The following is a 14,849-nucleotide window of genomic DNA, read 5'->3' as shown; positions in this document are numbered from 1 at the left end:
GGTCGTAGATGACCGGCACCCGGATCTGTTCTCAGCGCTTGTAGGCGCCGAGCCCCGGCTGATAGGTCTTGTCGTCGAGGAACTGCTTCAGCCCCTCGTCGCGCCCCCTGGTCTTGTCGAGAAACAGCATCTGCTCCAGCTTGGCGTAGATGTAATCGTCGGCGAGATCCCACGGCAGGTTGCGCACACGCTTGTAGGTGTCCTTGGCGGCCTTCAGCGTCACCGGATTTTTTTCAAGCAGGCTGGCGCAGATCTTGCGCACGCGGGTTTCGAGCTCGGCGAGCGGTACGGCCTCGTTGACCAAGCCCATTTCGGCAGCCTTGCGTCCCCCGAAGAGTTCGCCAGTCATGATGTAGTAGAGGGCGTCGCGATGGCGCATCACCTCGGCGACCGCACGGGTGACGTTGCCACCTGGCAAGATGCCCCAGTTGATCTCGGAAAGCCCGAAATTCGCCTCTTCGGCGGCGATGGCGAGATCGCAGGAGACGAGCGGCGTGAAGGCGCCGCCAAAGCACCAGCCGTTGACCATGGCGATCGTCGGCTTTTCGAAATACATCAGCCGGCTCCACCAGCCGCCGGATTGGCGCCGCGCCTTCAGCGTGGCATCGCGCGGCTTATCGTCATTGTCGCGGAAATATTCCTTGAGATCCATTCCGGCGGACCAGGACTCGCCGGCGCCGCGCAGGACGAGCACACCGCAACGCTCGTCACCCTCGAGCTCGTCGAGCACCTCGAGCATCCGGGCATTCAAGGCCGGATTCATCGCATTGCGCTTTTCCGGACGGTTGAGGATCACGAAGGCGATGCCATTGTCGAATTCGACCAGAACCGGCGATTGGTTTTCAGTCATCAGATCACTCCATTGGTTTCGGCATGAAAGCCGGGGCCACTTCATCAGGCCTGTCGTTGAAGGGTTTCGTCAAAATGCAACTGGCGCAGAACATGTTTCTGCACCTTGCCGGAGGCGGTGCGGGGAATGGTTTCGACGAAGAAGATGCGCGCCGGACGCTTGAAGGCGGCCAGTCGTGCCGCGCAATGGCCGGCGATCTCCTCGCCCGTCACCACGGCACCCGGCCGCAGCACGACATAGGCGACGCCGCATTCGCCCCACCTTATGTCAGGAATGCCGACGACCGCGGTATCGAGGATATCGGGATGGCTTGCGAGTACGACTTCGACCTCGGCAGGATAAACATTCTCACCGCCGCTGATATACATATCCTTCAGTCGGTCGATGATGCGATAGAAGCCGTTTGCTTCGCGGCGACCGAGATCGCCGGTACGGTACCAGCCGTCGGTGAAGGCGGCGGCGGTTTCTACAGGCTTGTTCCAATAGCCTGGCGTCACTGCCGGTCCACGCAGCCAGATTTCGCCGATCTCGCCGCCGCTGACGTCGCGGCCACCCTCGCCGACAATGCGGATGTCGAGCAATGGTGCGGGAAGACCGACACTGCCGGGATTGTCCTGCACCGCGCGCCGATCGATCGGCACATGCAGCACCGTTCCAGCCTCGCTCATGCCGTAGCCGTTGACCAGCGCAACGCCGTCGTCGAGATAGCTTTCGATCAGCGCCTGCGTCAGCGGCGCGCCGCCAACGAAGAGCGCATGCAGGCCAGAGAGAGCCGCGGCGCTATAATCGGGGTCGTTGCGCAAGGCGAGTGCGATCTGCGGCACGGCGAAATAATGGGTGACGGCACGCTTCCGATCGGCAAGGGCTGCCAGCGTGCGAGCCGGGGTGAAGCGGTCGGAGATGACGAGCGTACCACCCAGCATCAATGTGGTTCGCGCCACGGCAATGAGCCCGATCGTGTGGAAGAACGGCAGATCGCAGAAAGCGACCGATGCCGGCCCGATCTCTCCGACGAAGGAAAAATTGACGGCGGCAAAGAAAGCATTGCGGCCGGTGATGACGACGCCCTTCGGCTGTCCTGTCGTGCCCGAGGTGTAGAGAAGGACGCACGCCCGATCGGCATCCCCTGACACCGGGTCGGCCGAGGCGCTCGCCTCGATGCGGGTGGCAAGCCCGGCTGGGCCATCTGCAGTCGAGATCACCGCCATGTCAGGATCGGCATCTGCAAGGCTCGCCACAACAGCCGAAAACTCCTCGTCGTGGACCACGAGCGCCGGCGCGCAATCGGCAAGGATCGGTCGTAGTTCGGCGGTGCTGAGACGCCAGTTGAGCGGCACATAAACGGCGCCGATGCGCTGGCAGGCAAAAGCCAGCACGATCGAATCGATCGAGTTGCGCGCCAGCATGGCGACCCGCGCCCCGTGCCGCCGCGCTCCGAGCATATCCTTCAGGAAACCGCCGCAGCGGGCAATCCGCATATCGAGCTCAGCATAGCTAAGCTGACGGCCGGTGGCGATTTCGAACAGGGCCTGACGATCCGGCGCCACATGGGCGCGATAAAGGATCGGATCGTTCGCCACCAGTCCGCAGTCGGCCGACGAAGACCTTGCGGAAAAGGAATGCGCCATTTTTTCCTCCCATGCCTGCCGCTCCTCCGCGGCCGGCAAAATTTGTATGTAACACATACTAATATTTTTTGGGCAGGATGCAAGAGGCTGCTTGCCCAAATCCCAATCGCTCCGGCAGACTCCGGGGAAATTGTTGCGCGGATATTGACTAACCTGCTGATTTTGATGGTTATGGCCCCTGGATCAGGCGAGAGCGAATGATGGCTGCAAAACCACCGCAGGATGATTTCGAGAGCGAGGATGCTGCGGCGACGCCGTCACTCGACGTCGGCCGGCTTGGCGATCTTCTGGGCTTTCATCTGCGTATGGCGCATGTCGCGATCTATCGCGACTTCGCTGAAACCATGGAGGAGCTGGCGCTGACGCAGAAACAGCTCGCGGTGATGGAGCTCCTTGCAGTCAATGCAGGCGCATCGCAGATCGACCTGGCCAATACGCTCGGCACCGACCGAGCGACGATGATGGCCCTTGTCAACCGGCTGGCAGCCCGCGACTTCGTCGAGCGCCGCCCTTCCACGGCGGACCGGCGCCGCCAGGAACTGCATCTGACGATGGCGGGACGCGCCATGCTTGCGCAGGCGCGCAAGCGGATCGATGCACACGAACAGCGTTTCATCGACCTTTTTTCGCACGACGAAATGGATGTTCTGCTGGCTGCGCTGAAGCGGATATATAAGCGCAACTGAAACCCGCTTTCGACTTCGCCGGTTGTGCCTGGGCAGCACCCGGGCCTATCGGATTTCTATTGGAAATTCCCATGCTTTCATCCCGCTCCTGGCGTCGTCCGCCATGGGTTATGCGGGCGGAGACTTTTCTGATGAGCGAAATCGAGCTGTCTTTGTCACCGTGCGGCAGATCTAAAAACGCATACGACGTGCCAAGCTGATGTTTGAGGTTGACGGACTTGCATCCCTCTGACCGGAGCTCCGCGCCCGTAGATGTTGGAGGCTTGGCAACGTCCGGCGATCCGATGCGCTCAAACCTAAGGCCAGTCCGCATAACCCGAGGAGAGCATGCTGTTTTCCGAGCCGGCCGAAGCGCGGGCGATCTCGCGGTAGCCGGTCGGGGAAAGGCCGGTCTTGCGCTTGAAGAAGTGGCTGAAATAGGTCGGGTCGCGAAAGCCGAGGCTGTCGGAGATTTCCTGGATATTGCGGGCCGAGCGCTCCAGTCTCAGCTTTGCCTCCTGCACCACGCGCTCGTGCAAAAGCTGGATCGGCGAGCGGCCGAGCGCCCTTTGGCAGATCGAGTGAAGCCGGTCGGCGGTGACGCCCAGTTCCGCGGCATAGTCGCTGATCGGCCGGTGCTGGCGAAAGCCCGCCTCGACCAGCTGGCGATAACGCTGCAGGATCGATCCGGTTTCGCCCCGTCCGCGTTGTTCGCTTCTTTCGCCGTCGCTGCCGCGCCACAGCGTCATCAGGATCAGCCTGAGATAGGCCGATACCACCATCCAGGAGGCCCGGGAGGGATCGCCGAGCTCCCGCACGAAGCCCGAAATCAGCGGGCTGATTTCAGCCACCAGCAAGGGGTCCCGTGCCTCGACCAGCTTGCGCTGCTCGGTGAAGATGCGCAGCGAATAGGATTCCACCTTGTCGCCGATCGCATCGACCATGATCTGCGCCGAGGCGCCGACCAGATGGGCAGTACTTCCCGCCGCAATCGACAGGTCGCAGCGCGCCTGCGGCGGCAGGAAGGCAAGCAGCGGCCCATGCAACGGCCGGTCCTCACCATTATCGAAATGAAGCTCGGCCGCTCCCTCGCCGAGCAGCAGGAAATGGTAGAAATCGGCATAGAGCCCCTTTTGAAGGCGGATACGCCGGTGCGACAGCGACGGCCCGTGCCACTCGCCCCTGGCATAATGATGAATGCCTCCGTCCGTCACCAACAACGCCTTTCCTCCGCTCCCGTCAAATAGTGCTGTTATCACCGGATAATTACAATATTAACCCAATAAATCGCATTCCATCCGCAATTGATCGGCGTAACCTTGTCGTCATCAGCCTTTGGGAGGAGGCATTCCGACAACGCAGGAACGGTTAGGCGGCCCTTGGGCCGGCGCGTCTGTTCGTCTTTCTCCCCATGGCAACGATGCAGGCGCCGGTTCTTGGGCACCAACACGTGACGAATTGGGTGAAACCGTGTTTTTGACGAAGCTGATGATCAACAACGAGGAGATGGACGCTTCCGAGGGGGCCACCTTCGAACGCCTCGATCCGCTGACCGGCGATGTCGCAACGATTGCCGCGGCGGGATCCGTCACCGACATGACCAGGGCAGCCAATGCGGCCGCTGCCGCCTTTCCCGAATGGTCGCAGACCGGCCCAGGCGAACGGCGCAGACTTCTGAATGCCGCCGCCGATCTCCTGGAGGCCCGCAGGCCGGAGCTCATCACCGCCATGACCGGCGAAACCGGCGCCACGACGCAATGGGCGGCGATCAATTGCGGGCTCGGCGCCGACATCCTCCGCGAGGCCGCAGCGATGACCACGCAAATCTCAGGCGAGCTCATTCCTTCGGGCATTCCGGGAAGCCTTGCCATGGCGGTGCGCCAGCCGGCAGGCGTCTGCGTCGGCATTGCCCCATGGAATGCGCCGATCATTCTCGGCACCCGCGCTGTCGCCATGCCGCTTGCCTGCGGCAACACCGTCGTCCTCAAGGCATCCGAGCTTTGCCCGAAGACCCACGGCCTGATCGGCGACATCCTGCGTGACGCTGGTTTTCCCCGTGGCGTCGTCAATGTCGTCTCCAATGCGCCGAGCGATGCTGCCGCCGTCGTCGATGCCTTGATCGCCCATCCGGCCGTCCGCCGCATTAATTTCACCGGCTCCACCCGTGTTGGCAGAATCATCGCCGAAACCGCGGCGAAGCATCTCAAGCGCTGCCTGCTCGAACTCGGGGGCAAAGCGCCATTCATCGTGCTTGCCGATGCCGACATCGACGAGGCCGTGCATGCGGCCGCCTTCGGCGCCTTCATGAACCAGGGCCAAATCTGCATGTCCACCGAGCGGATCATCCTGATGGACGAGATCGCCGACAGTTTCGTCGGCAAACTCCGGACGAAGGCTAAAACCCTCATCGCAGGCCATCCCGGAGACGGTAACACGCCGCTCGGAACGCTGATCAACGCCGAAGCGGCGCGCCGCGTGAAGTCGCTCGTCGACGATGCCCTGCAGAAGGGCGCGGTCCTCGTCTGCGGCGGCGAGGCACACGGCACGCTGATGGATGCGACCGTCATCGATCACGTCACGCCTGCCATGCGCGTTTACCGCGAAGAGAGCTTCGGCCCGGTGGCAGCGATCATCCGGGTCGGCAGCGTCGACGAGGCCGTGACAGTTGCCAACGACAACGAATACGGGCTTTCGGCAGCGGTTTTCAGCGCCGATGTCAATGCGGCGATGGCCATCGCCATGCGGCTCGAATCCGGCATTTGCCACATCAACGAAGCCACCGTTTCCGACGAACCGCAAATGCCGTTCGGCGGCGTCAAATCAAGCGGCTACGGCCGCTTCGGCGGAAAGACCGCAATCGATGAATTCACCGAGCTTCGATGGATCACCATGGCATCGGGAAAACGACACTACCCGATCTGAGGCCGGGACGAACAAGGAAAAACGGGCTGGGAGGCCCGCATCAAGAGGAGGAACGATTTCATGAACGGAAAACTCAATGCGGCATCGCTCACCCGCCGCTCTTTCATTGCATCGACAGTGGCAGGCGGCGCGGCGCTGGCGCTTTCCGGCCGCACGGCCTTTGCCGAGAGCGGCGATACGCTGAAGGTCGGCTTCATCAGCCCGCGCACAGGCCCTCTCGGTGGCTTCGGCGAGACGGATGGTTATGTGCTCGAACTGGCGCGCAAGGCACTGGCGAACGGCCTGCAGATCGGCGGCAAGACATGGCAGGTGGATATTCTCGACCAGGACACCCAATCCGACCCCTCGCGCGCCGGTCAGCTGGCGAAGGACCTGATCAACAACCAGGCAATCGACCTGATGCTCGCCGTCTCGACGCCCGAAACGATCAATCCGGTGGCCGACGCCTGCGAGGCAGCGGGCATTCCCTGCCTGTCGACAGTCATGCCCTGGGAAGCGTGGTATTTCGGCCGCAGCGCCAAGCCCGGAGCGCCCTCGCCGTTCAAGTGGACCTATCATTTCGGCTTCGGCGTCGAGGAATTCCACAAGGCCTATGTCTCGCAGTGGAATCTGATCGAGACCAACAAGAAGGTCGGCGTCATGTATCCCAACGATGCCGACGGCAATGCGATCCGCGGCCATTTGGCGCCTGCGCTCGCCAAGGCGGGCTTCATCATTGTCGATCCCGGCGCCTATGAAACCGGAACCACCGACTTTTCGGCGCAGATCGCTCTCTTCCGGCAAGAGGGCGTGGAGATCTTCAACTCGTTCCCCATACCGCCCGACTTCGCGGCCTTCTGGCGTCAGGCGGCGCAGCAGGGCCTCACCCAGCAGATCAAGATCTGCCAGGTCGCCAAGACGGGTCTCTTTCCATCAGACATCGAAGCGCTCGGCGATCTCGGCCTCAACATCGGCAGCGCCGCATACTGGCACAAGGCCTTCCCTTACAAATCCACGCTGACGGGCGTGTCCGGAACCGAACTCGCCGATGGCTATGAAGCCGCAAGCGGCAAGCAGTGGACGCAGCAGCTCGGCGCTACGCTCGCTCTTCTCGACGCCGGTTTCGATGCGCTGAAGGCGAGCACCGACGTCAAGAGCAAGGAGGCGGTGGCCAAGGCGCTAGCCATGCTAAAGACCACGACGATCGCCGGCAAAGTCGACTTCACCAGCGGTCCCGTTGCCAATGTGTCTCCCGGGCCGATCATCGGCACGCAATGGGTGAAAGCGCCGGAGGGCTCGAAGTTCGCTCTCGACTACGTCGTTACCGAAAACGCCACCGACCCCAATGTCCCGGTCGGCGCCAAGCTTATCGCTTACAACGGATAACGCACAGTGCGGCAGGAAGCTCAAAGACGGCCGGGGGAAGCTTTTCTCTCGGCCAAGGGGATCCACAAGCGGTTCGGCGCGCTGGTGGTGCTGGAGAATCTGGATTTTTCCATGTGCGATGGCGAGGCGGTCGGTATCGTCGGGCCGAACGGCGCAGGCAAGACGACGCTGCTCTCCGTGCTGGCCGGCGCCTTCCCTCCAAGTCAGGGCACTATCACCTTCGATGGCGCCGACGTCACCAACCGGACGGCGGCGGAGCGCTGCCGTTCCGGGCTCGTGCGAACACATCAGATTCCCAAGCCCTTCAGCGGCATGACGACCTTTGAAAATGTCTTCGTCGCCGCCTCGCACGGCAATGCCGCAAGTCGCGACGAGGCTTATGAGCGCGTCGTGGATTCGCTGTCGCTCTGCGGCATGCTTGGCGTCGCCAACCGCCCGGCCGACACGCTCGGTCTCCTCGATCGCAAACGCCTGGAGCTTGCTCGTGCGCTCGCCACGCAGCCGAGACTGCTGCTGCTCGACGAGATCGGCGGCGGCCTGACCGATGGCGAGGCGAGCGAACTCGTGGAAACCATCCTGGAGTTGCGCCGCCGTGGCATCGGCATCGTCTGGATCGAGCATATCGTTCATATCCTGCTGCAGGTGGCGGAACGGCTGATCTGCATGGATGCCGGCAGGATCATCGCCGATGGCGAACCGAAAACGGTCATGAGCAATGCGCAGGTGGTCAAGGCCTATCTCGGAGGGACACCCGCATGAGCCTCCTCTCCATCCAGAACCTCGACGTCCGCCACGGTCTGCTCCAGGCGGTGCGCCGGGTCAGTTTCGATATCGCCAAGGGCGAGGTGCTGGCGCTGGTCGGCGCGAACGGCGCCGGCAAGACGACGCTGCTCAGATCGATCGCCGGCGCCCACCTTCCATCCTCCGGCCACGTCCTTCTCAACGATGAGGATCTGGCCACCGTGCCCTCCCACAAGCGGATCGCCAAGGGCATCGCCCTGGTGCCGGAAGGCCGGCGCCTGTTTTCACAGATGACCGTCGAGGAGAACCTGCTTCTCGGCAAGAGCTGCGGGCGCAAAGGCGAGTGGAGCCTCGATCGCGTCCTCGACGCGTTCCCGAACCTGAAACCCCGCAGGCACGCCAAAACCGGGCACCTCTCGGGCGGAGAACAGCAGGCAACCGCCATCGGCCGGGCGCTGATGAGCAATCCCGACATTCTTCTCTTGGACGAAGTCTCCCTCGGACTGTCGCCTCTGGTCGTCGACCGCGTCTACGCCCAGCTGCAGGCATTGCTGACCTCGGGAACGACTATCGTGCTGGTCGAACAGGATCTCGCCCGGGCCATGGGTGTCGCAAGCCGCGTCATCTGCATGCTGGAAGGACGCATCGTCCTCGACAAGGCGGCAGCGGCCGTCACGCGCGACGAGGTCACCAAAGCCTATTTCGGATTGCACCGGGCAGCCGGCGAAAGGAGCGCATCATGATCAACACCCTGATCCAGGGCCTCCTGCTCGGCGGCTACTACGCCGTCATCGCCTGCGGCCTGTCCTTCATGTTTTCGGTCATGCGGATCATCAATCTCGCGCATGGCAGCCTGGCGGTCGCCGCCGCCTACGGGCTGTGGCTGCTCGCTGCCAAAGCCGGCGTCCCGCCTTTCGCCGGCCTGCTGATCGTGCTGCCCGTCATGGCGGTGATCGGCTGGCTGTTGCAGCGCTTCATTCTCGAACGCAGCGCCCGCGGCGGCACGCTGCTGCCGATTCTCACGACCTTCGGTCTGTCGATCGTCATCGACAATCTGCTGTTCGAACAGTTTGGCGCCGACACAAGATCGCTGGCACCCTTCATCGGCAACCTGTCCTATGCATCCTGGCAACTGCCGGGCCACATCTTCGTCGGCAAGCTTGCCGTCCTGATGATGGTGACCGCGGTCGTCATTCTCGGCGCGCTGCAGTTTTTCCTCAACCGTTTTGCGCTGGGCCGCGCCATCCGCGCCACGGCCGAAGATCCCGATACGGCAGGGCTCGTCGGCATCGATGCGCGCAGGGTGAACGCCGTCGCCACCGCCATCACCATGGTCACGATCGGAATCGCCGGCGCGTTTCTCGGGATGCGGGCGACCTTCAGCCCCTATGCCGGCGGCCCGCAGCTTCTCTTTGCCTTCGAGACCGCGGTCATCGGCGGAGCGGGCTCGCTGTGGGGCACACTTGCCGGCGGCATCGTTCTCGGCCTTGCCCAATCGCTCGGCGCGCAATTGCATCCGCAGGGCTTCCTGATCGGCGGCCATGCCGTGTTCCTGCTGGTGCTCTTCGCTCGGCTGTCCGGATTCGGCATGCCGGTTCTCGACAAACTTGGCGCATCTCTCAAATTTCGCGCCCGTCTCCGGAGCCCGACATGACATTCGTCTCCAATGGAATATCCATAGAACGCTGGACGAAATCGTCGCGGGTGGCGCTCGCCTCCATGGCGGCGGTGCTTGCCCTGCTGATCTTCGCCCCAGCCGTGCTCGGCGCTGGCGCGATCGACCGGATGACCGCCCTGTTCATCTACGTGATCCTTGCCGCGATGTGGAATGCACTTGCCGGGTTCGGCGGGCTCGTCTCGGTGGGCCAGCAGGTGTTCTTCGGCCTCGGCGCCTATTTCACCATTCGCCTCGCCGATGGTGGGCTCGATCCCTTCGTCTCCGTCCTTGCGGCAGCGATCGTGACCGGCGCATTGTCGATTCCGCTCTCGCTGTTCATGCTGCGTCTGAAGGGCGGCGAGTTCGCAATCGGCATGTGGGTCGTGGCCGAACTCGCACATCTGCTCGTCAACCTCGACCGCCTCATCCAAGGGGAAACGGGAACCTCGCTGATCTCGCTCAACGTCTATGACAGCGCTACGCGGCGGGCGACGATCTACTGGCTGGCCCTGGCGTCCATGGTGGCCCTGCTCGGCGCTCTCTTCATGCTGATGCGCAGCCGCGCAGGAACGGCGATGCAGGCGATCCGCGACAATGAAGAGGCAGCGACCTCGGTCGGAGTGCGCGTGATCGCGACCAAGAGGCTGCTCTTCGTACTCGCCGCCTTCGGCATTGCCATCGCCGGCGGCCTGTGGCTGGCGACCGCCACGACGTTCCAGCCGAAGACCTATTTCAGCGTCCAGTGGACGGCCTACATGATCTTCATGGTGCTGGTCGGCGGGATCGGCAAGTTCGAAGGCGCGATCCTCGGCGCCATCCTGTTCTTCGTCATCGAGACTTTCTTCGGCTCAGCCGGGGTCTGGTATCTGATCGGGCTTGGCGCTACCGCGCTGATTTTCTCGCTCTACCTGCCGCGCGGCCTCTGGGGCGAAGTCGAACGTCGCTACGACTTTCAGCTTCTGCCCGTCGGCTACCGGCTGAAATTGCCCGGCCCGAATAAAATCAAATGGGAAGAATGAACCGGCTTGCTTCCTGGTTTCTTGTGAAAGGTGAAATCCATGCTTTTTGGTAAAACGATCCTGGTGACCGGCGTGGCTTCGGGCATCGGCGCCCGGACGGCGGAACTGGCCGGCCAGATGGGCGCCGAAGTCATCGGCGTCGACGTGCGCGAACCAGCAAATGGAAGTGCCGTCTTCATCAAGGGCGATCTGTCCACGCCATCTGGCGTTGCCGAGATCGTCGCGCAGCTTCCGACGCGCCTCGACGCGCTCGCGAATGTCGCCGGGTTGTCGGGCAGTACCGGCATCGTTTCGACGCTCGCCGTTAATTTCTACGGGCTTCGCGCCCTGTCGGAAGCCGTGGCACCCCGCCTGCGCGAAGGCGGCGCCATCGTCAACGTCGCCTCGATCGCCGGCTACGGCTGGCGCGCCAATCTCGAACGGGCCAAGTCGCTTACGTCAATCGAAGGCTTTCCCGATGTGGCGGCTGTTGTCGCCGAACACGATCTCAAGGATGAGCAAGGCTACCCGCTCTCCAAGGAGCTGCTGCTGCTCTGGATCATGCGCGCGGCCCACCAGCCATTGTTCAAGAACCGCAGCATCCGCGTCAATGCGGTGAGCCCGGGGCCGGTGGAAACACCGATCCTGAAGCAGTTCCGCGCCGTGCTCGGCGATGCCAGGGTCGACAGCGACATCACCCGGGTCGGCCGTGCCGGTACCGCCGCCGATATCGCGCCCGCCGTGCTCTTTCTCTGCTCGGACGGCGCACGCTGGATCAACGGCGCCAATCTCGCCGCCGACGGCGGCCTCGAAGCATCCATCAACGCCGAAGTGCTCGGCTTCTAGTTCTTTTCAGGAGACCCACTATGAATATTTCTCTCCTCATCAACGGCGCGGACCGCGCAGCCTCCGGCGGCCGAACCTATGACCGCATCGACCCCTTCACCGAGAAGCTCGCAAGCCGCGCCGCCGCCGCAAGCCTGGATGACGTTGCCGCGGCCGTCGATGCAGCCTCCGCCGCCTTCGCCGGCTGGTCGAAGACCGGTCCCAGCCAGCGCCGCGCGATCCTGATGAAGGCCGCCGATATCATGGATGCCAAAGTGGGCGAGTTTACCAAGCTGATGATCGAGGAGACGGGCGCAACAGCGCCATGGGCCGGCTTCAACGTCATGCTCGCCGCCAATATCCTGCGCGAGGCCGGCGCCATGACGACGCAGATCGCGGGCGAAGTCATCCCTTCCGACAAGCCCGGCACGCTCGCCATGGGCGTTCGCCAGGCCGCCGGCGTGTGTCTGGCGATCGCCCCCTGGAATGCGCCCGTCATCCTCGCCACCCGCGCCATCGCCATGCCGATCGCCTGCGGCAACACCGTCATCCTCAAGGCGTCAGAACAGTGCCCCGGCACGCATCGTTTGATCGCCACCGCTCTCACCGAAGCGGGCCTGCCCGCCGGCGTCATCAATGTCCTCACCAACGCACCGGAAGATGCGGCTCAGATCGTCAACGCGCTGATTAGCCATCCGGCCGTCAGGCGCGTGAATTTCACTGGATCGACCAAAGTCGGCAAGATCATCGCCGAGACCTGCGGCAGGCATCTGAAACCCGCCCTTCTCGAGCTCGGCGGCAAGGCGCCGCTTGTCATTCTCGACGACGCCGATATCGACGGCGCCGTCAATGCCGCGATTTTCGGCGCCTTCATGCATCAGGGCCAGATCTGCATGTCGACGGAACGGATCATCGTCGACGAAACGATCGCCGATCAGTTCGTCGCCAAACTGGCCGCCCGCGCCGGCCGTTTGCCTGCCGGCGACCCGCGCGGCCACGTCGTTCTGGGCTCGCTGATCAGCCTCGACGCGGCGAAGAAGATGGAGGAACTGATCGCCGACGCGACGTCCAAGGGCGCGAAACTCGTCGCCGGCGGCAAACGCTCGGGCAGCGTGGTCGAGGCGACGCTGCTCGATCACGTGACGCCCGGCATGCGCGTGTATTCGGAAGAATCCTTCGGCCCGGTCAAGCCGATTATCCGCGTCTCCGGCGAGGAGGAAGCGATCCGCATCGCCAACGACACCGAATACGGCCTGTCCTCCGCCGTCTTCAGCCGCAATGTACAGCGGGCAATGGCCGTTGCGGCGCGGATCGAATCCGGCATCTGCCACATCAACGGACCGACATTGCACGACGAGGCGCAGATGCCCTTCGGCGGCGTCAAGGGCAGCGGCTACGGCCGCTTTGGCGGCAAGGCGGCGATTGCCGAATTCACCGATCTGCGCTGGATCACGGTGGAGGATTCCTCCCAGCACTATCCCTTCTGAGGGGCTTGGCAGCGCGTAAAAACCGGACGCTCGATGAAATGGTCGAGCCCCTGGAGGGCGTTCGCGAGTTCGCCCTCCATGCCACACCGATCAAATCTCAATCGTCTGATAGTCGCGCGGTCATATTTCAGATCGGCGATCCGGCCGGACCCGCCGGGGACCTCAATCGGGGGCTGAGCCCCCCGCGACATGTCAGAACTTGCCGTTCTGGTTCTTCCAATCGGCCTTGGCCGGAATGGACTCGATCGTGTCCCAGTGCTCGGCTATCTTGCCGTTCTCGACCCGGAAGAGGTCGTAGAACAACGTTAGCTTGTGGGCGAATGTGTTCGCTGACCGTCAGGACAAAGTCGCCCTTGCCGAGCACCTTATGGACCTTGACATACTTCATGGTGACGCCAGCTTCGGCCATCGCCTTCAAAGCTACACCCAGACCAGACAAGCCGTCGCCGATCTGCGGGTTATGTTGTGTATAGTTGTCGTCGTCGAAATAGCCCGCGAGCTTTTCCATCCGGCCGTTGACCAGAATGTCATCGACGAAGGCTGCAACTTGTCTATTTTAAAGCGTATCGCCGACAGATTTAAAACAGACGGCCGTCTAATTTAAAAGGAAACGTGATAAAACTCGGGCTGATCTGTCGCGATCGACTTCTTGAAGGGATTCGAACCGCAGGCCCTTCGATCGGTTTAAGGCTGAACGAGTGCTACCGTCTTGTTTTGATGATATGAGAGAGGGGTTCTTCCGGCTGCTGATGTGAAGGCTTAGCGCGGCAATTCATCGGGCCATCGCTGCGCGCCATGCAATACGCGCAGGATGCGGATGGTCTCGCCCACTATTTGATAGGCCGTTATATAAGGTGTCCCGATGACGACCAGTTCGCGGGTCCCCGCGATCCGACCGGGTCTGCCGCTTTCAGGGAGATCCCGTAGCCTCTGTGCGGTTGAAGTGATGCGCTCGTCGACCGCAATGGCTGCGACTACGTTCGTTCTGGGCCTCGATATGCGAAAAGATGCTGTCGCGGTCCGCGAGCGCGAATGCCGACCAAGTAACTTTCACGATTTCCGGTTACCTGCCCTGGCGCGTGCAGCAGCTCGACGGGCGGCAAAGTGTGCTTCCGCCTGATCTTCGGAAACGTCGGGCCTTGTGTCTTCCAGCGCTTCGAGCACCTTGGCACGAAACCAGGTGTCATGCTCCTCACTATTAGTGACGAGTTCAATCGGAAGCGCGCCTTCATTGGCGGTACGGGTCAACAGAATCCTAACCGCATCCGAAACGGTGAGGCCCATACTTTCGAGCACGGACGACGCACGATCCCGAATCTCCACGTCGATGCGCGTCTGGACAAGTGCATTTGCGGCCATGCTAGGCTCCTTTCACGAGGGATAATGTAATGCAATTGAATGGCGTGCGCCAGGCGATTCAAGTCGATTTTGCCGATGTCCCGATGACGAGGCAGCAGAGGATCGATTCGCGAGCAATTGTCGCTGAGCCGACAGGCTTCATCACTTGTTGATGCCTCTTCGAGCGCTTGACCGAGGGGGAATTGCCAGCAGCAAAAAGGTCAGACAAAAATGGCGGAGCTTGTTGCTGATCCACTGATCCAGCATGGCGATTTCAGGGGCTGAAAATCTCGTGCAGCATGGTGCCATCTGTTTGGGGCTTGTCACCGTCGCGGCCGACCGCACTGTCGCCATCACCGACGGGCCTGGATAT

At 62.4% G+C, this 14,849-nt stretch carries 13 protein-coding genes and 2 pseudogenes; 9 read left to right on the top strand and 6 right to left on the bottom strand.

All coding sequences use genetic code 11. The features are described from left to right. Positions 1-31: 31 nt before the first annotated feature. Positions 32-850, bottom strand: a complete 819-nt coding sequence (locus tag NBG89_RS22500) for a p-hydroxycinnamoyl CoA hydratase/lyase (RefSeq protein WP_431324303.1) — start codon at positions 848-850, stop codon at positions 32-34. Between the two features lie 44 nt (positions 851-894). Further along, positions 895-2,478, bottom strand: coding sequence for an AMP-binding protein (locus NBG89_RS22495; protein ID WP_431324302.1), 1,584 nt, complete (start codon positions 2,476-2,478; stop codon positions 895-897). 200 nt (positions 2,479-2,678) lie between these two features. Between NBG89_RS22495 and NBG89_RS22490 the strand changes: the two genes are divergently transcribed. After that, positions 2,679-3,164, top strand: coding sequence for a MarR family winged helix-turn-helix transcriptional regulator (locus NBG89_RS22490; RefSeq protein ID WP_431324520.1), 486 nt, complete (start codon positions 2,679-2,681; stop codon positions 3,162-3,164). A gap of 296 nt (positions 3,165-3,460) precedes the next feature. On the opposite strand, the gene NBG89_RS22485 is transcribed toward NBG89_RS22490, so the two are convergent. Next, on the bottom strand, positions 3,461-4,360 hold the full coding sequence (locus tag NBG89_RS22485; protein ID WP_431324301.1) for an AraC family transcriptional regulator: 900 nt from the start codon (positions 4,358-4,360) through the stop codon (positions 3,461-3,463). A gap of 241 nt (positions 4,361-4,601) precedes the next feature. On the opposite strand from NBG89_RS22485, the gene NBG89_RS22480 reads away from it, so the two are divergent. The 8 genes from NBG89_RS22480 to NBG89_RS22445 all read left to right on the top strand — a co-directional run bounded on the left by NBG89_RS22480 (position 4,602) and on the right by NBG89_RS22445 (position 13,138). Beyond that, positions 4,602-6,065 carry an aldehyde dehydrogenase gene (locus NBG89_RS22480; protein WP_431324300.1) on the top strand — a complete coding sequence of 488 codons (1,464 nt, stop codon included), beginning with the start codon at positions 4,602-4,604 and terminating at the stop codon, positions 6,063-6,065. A 60-nt stretch (positions 6,066-6,125) separates the two neighbouring features. Further along, positions 6,126-7,430 (top strand): ABC transporter substrate-binding protein, encoded by a 1,305-nt coding sequence (locus NBG89_RS22475; RefSeq protein WP_431324299.1) that lies wholly within the window; start codon positions 6,126-6,128, stop codon positions 7,428-7,430. Positions 7,431-7,541: 111 nt separating this feature from the next. Beyond that, positions 7,542-8,189, top strand: a complete 648-nt coding sequence (locus NBG89_RS22470; protein WP_431324519.1) for an ABC transporter ATP-binding protein — start codon at positions 7,542-7,544, stop codon at positions 8,187-8,189. Continuing rightward, the gene (locus tag NBG89_RS22465; protein WP_431324298.1) at positions 8,186-8,914 is read left to right on the top strand and encodes an ABC transporter ATP-binding protein; all 729 of its coding nucleotides are present in this window, start codon (positions 8,186-8,188) and stop codon (positions 8,912-8,914) included. Before NBG89_RS22470 ends, NBG89_RS22465 begins: the two co-directional genes overlap by 4 nt. Then, complete coding sequence (locus tag NBG89_RS22460; RefSeq protein ID WP_431324297.1) at positions 8,911-9,825, top strand: branched-chain amino acid ABC transporter permease; 915 nt, start codon at positions 8,911-8,913, stop codon at positions 9,823-9,825. Before NBG89_RS22465 ends, NBG89_RS22460 begins: the two co-directional genes overlap by 4 nt. Then, positions 9,822-10,847: a branched-chain amino acid ABC transporter permease gene (locus tag NBG89_RS22455; protein WP_431324296.1), complete on the top strand. Its 1,026-nt coding sequence runs from the start codon at positions 9,822-9,824 to the stop codon at positions 10,845-10,847. The genes NBG89_RS22460 and NBG89_RS22455 overlap by 4 nt, the downstream gene beginning before the upstream one ends. A 39-nt stretch (positions 10,848-10,886) precedes the next feature. Beyond that, complete coding sequence (locus NBG89_RS22450; RefSeq protein WP_431324295.1) at positions 10,887-11,672, top strand: coniferyl-alcohol dehydrogenase; 786 nt, start codon at positions 10,887-10,889, stop codon at positions 11,670-11,672. Between the two features lie 20 nt (positions 11,673-11,692). After that, the gene (locus tag NBG89_RS22445) at positions 11,693-13,138 is read left to right on the top strand and encodes an aldehyde dehydrogenase (RefSeq protein ID WP_431324294.1); all 1,446 of its coding nucleotides are present in this window, start codon (positions 11,693-11,695) and stop codon (positions 13,136-13,138) included. Between the two features lie 192 nt (positions 13,139-13,330). Here the strand turns inward: NBG89_RS22445 and NBG89_RS22440 are convergent. From NBG89_RS22440 to NBG89_RS22430, 3 genes and pseudogenes are all read right to left on the bottom strand, one after another. Beyond that, positions 13,331-13,685 (bottom strand): annotated as a pseudogene (locus NBG89_RS22440) (nuclear transport factor 2 family protein); the annotation flags it as partial. 212 nt (positions 13,686-13,897) lie between these two features. Then, positions 13,898-14,192 (bottom strand): annotated as a pseudogene (locus NBG89_RS22435) (type II toxin-antitoxin system RelE/ParE family toxin). Next, positions 14,189-14,497 (bottom strand): type II toxin-antitoxin system RelB/DinJ family antitoxin, encoded by a 309-nt coding sequence (locus tag NBG89_RS22430; RefSeq protein ID WP_431324293.1) that lies wholly within the window; start codon positions 14,495-14,497, stop codon positions 14,189-14,191. The pseudogene NBG89_RS22435 and the gene NBG89_RS22430 overlap by 4 nt, the downstream one beginning before the upstream one ends. Positions 14,498-14,849: the final 352 nt, after the last annotated feature.

Origin of the sequence: Rhizobium sp. YTU87027, assembly GCF_050644135.1 — a bacterium.
Lineage (GTDB): Bacteria > Pseudomonadota > Alphaproteobacteria > Rhizobiales > Rhizobiaceae > Rhizobium.
The sequence above is the reverse complement of the archived record's forward strand: the minus strand, read 5'-3'. Positions and strand labels throughout refer to the sequence as shown.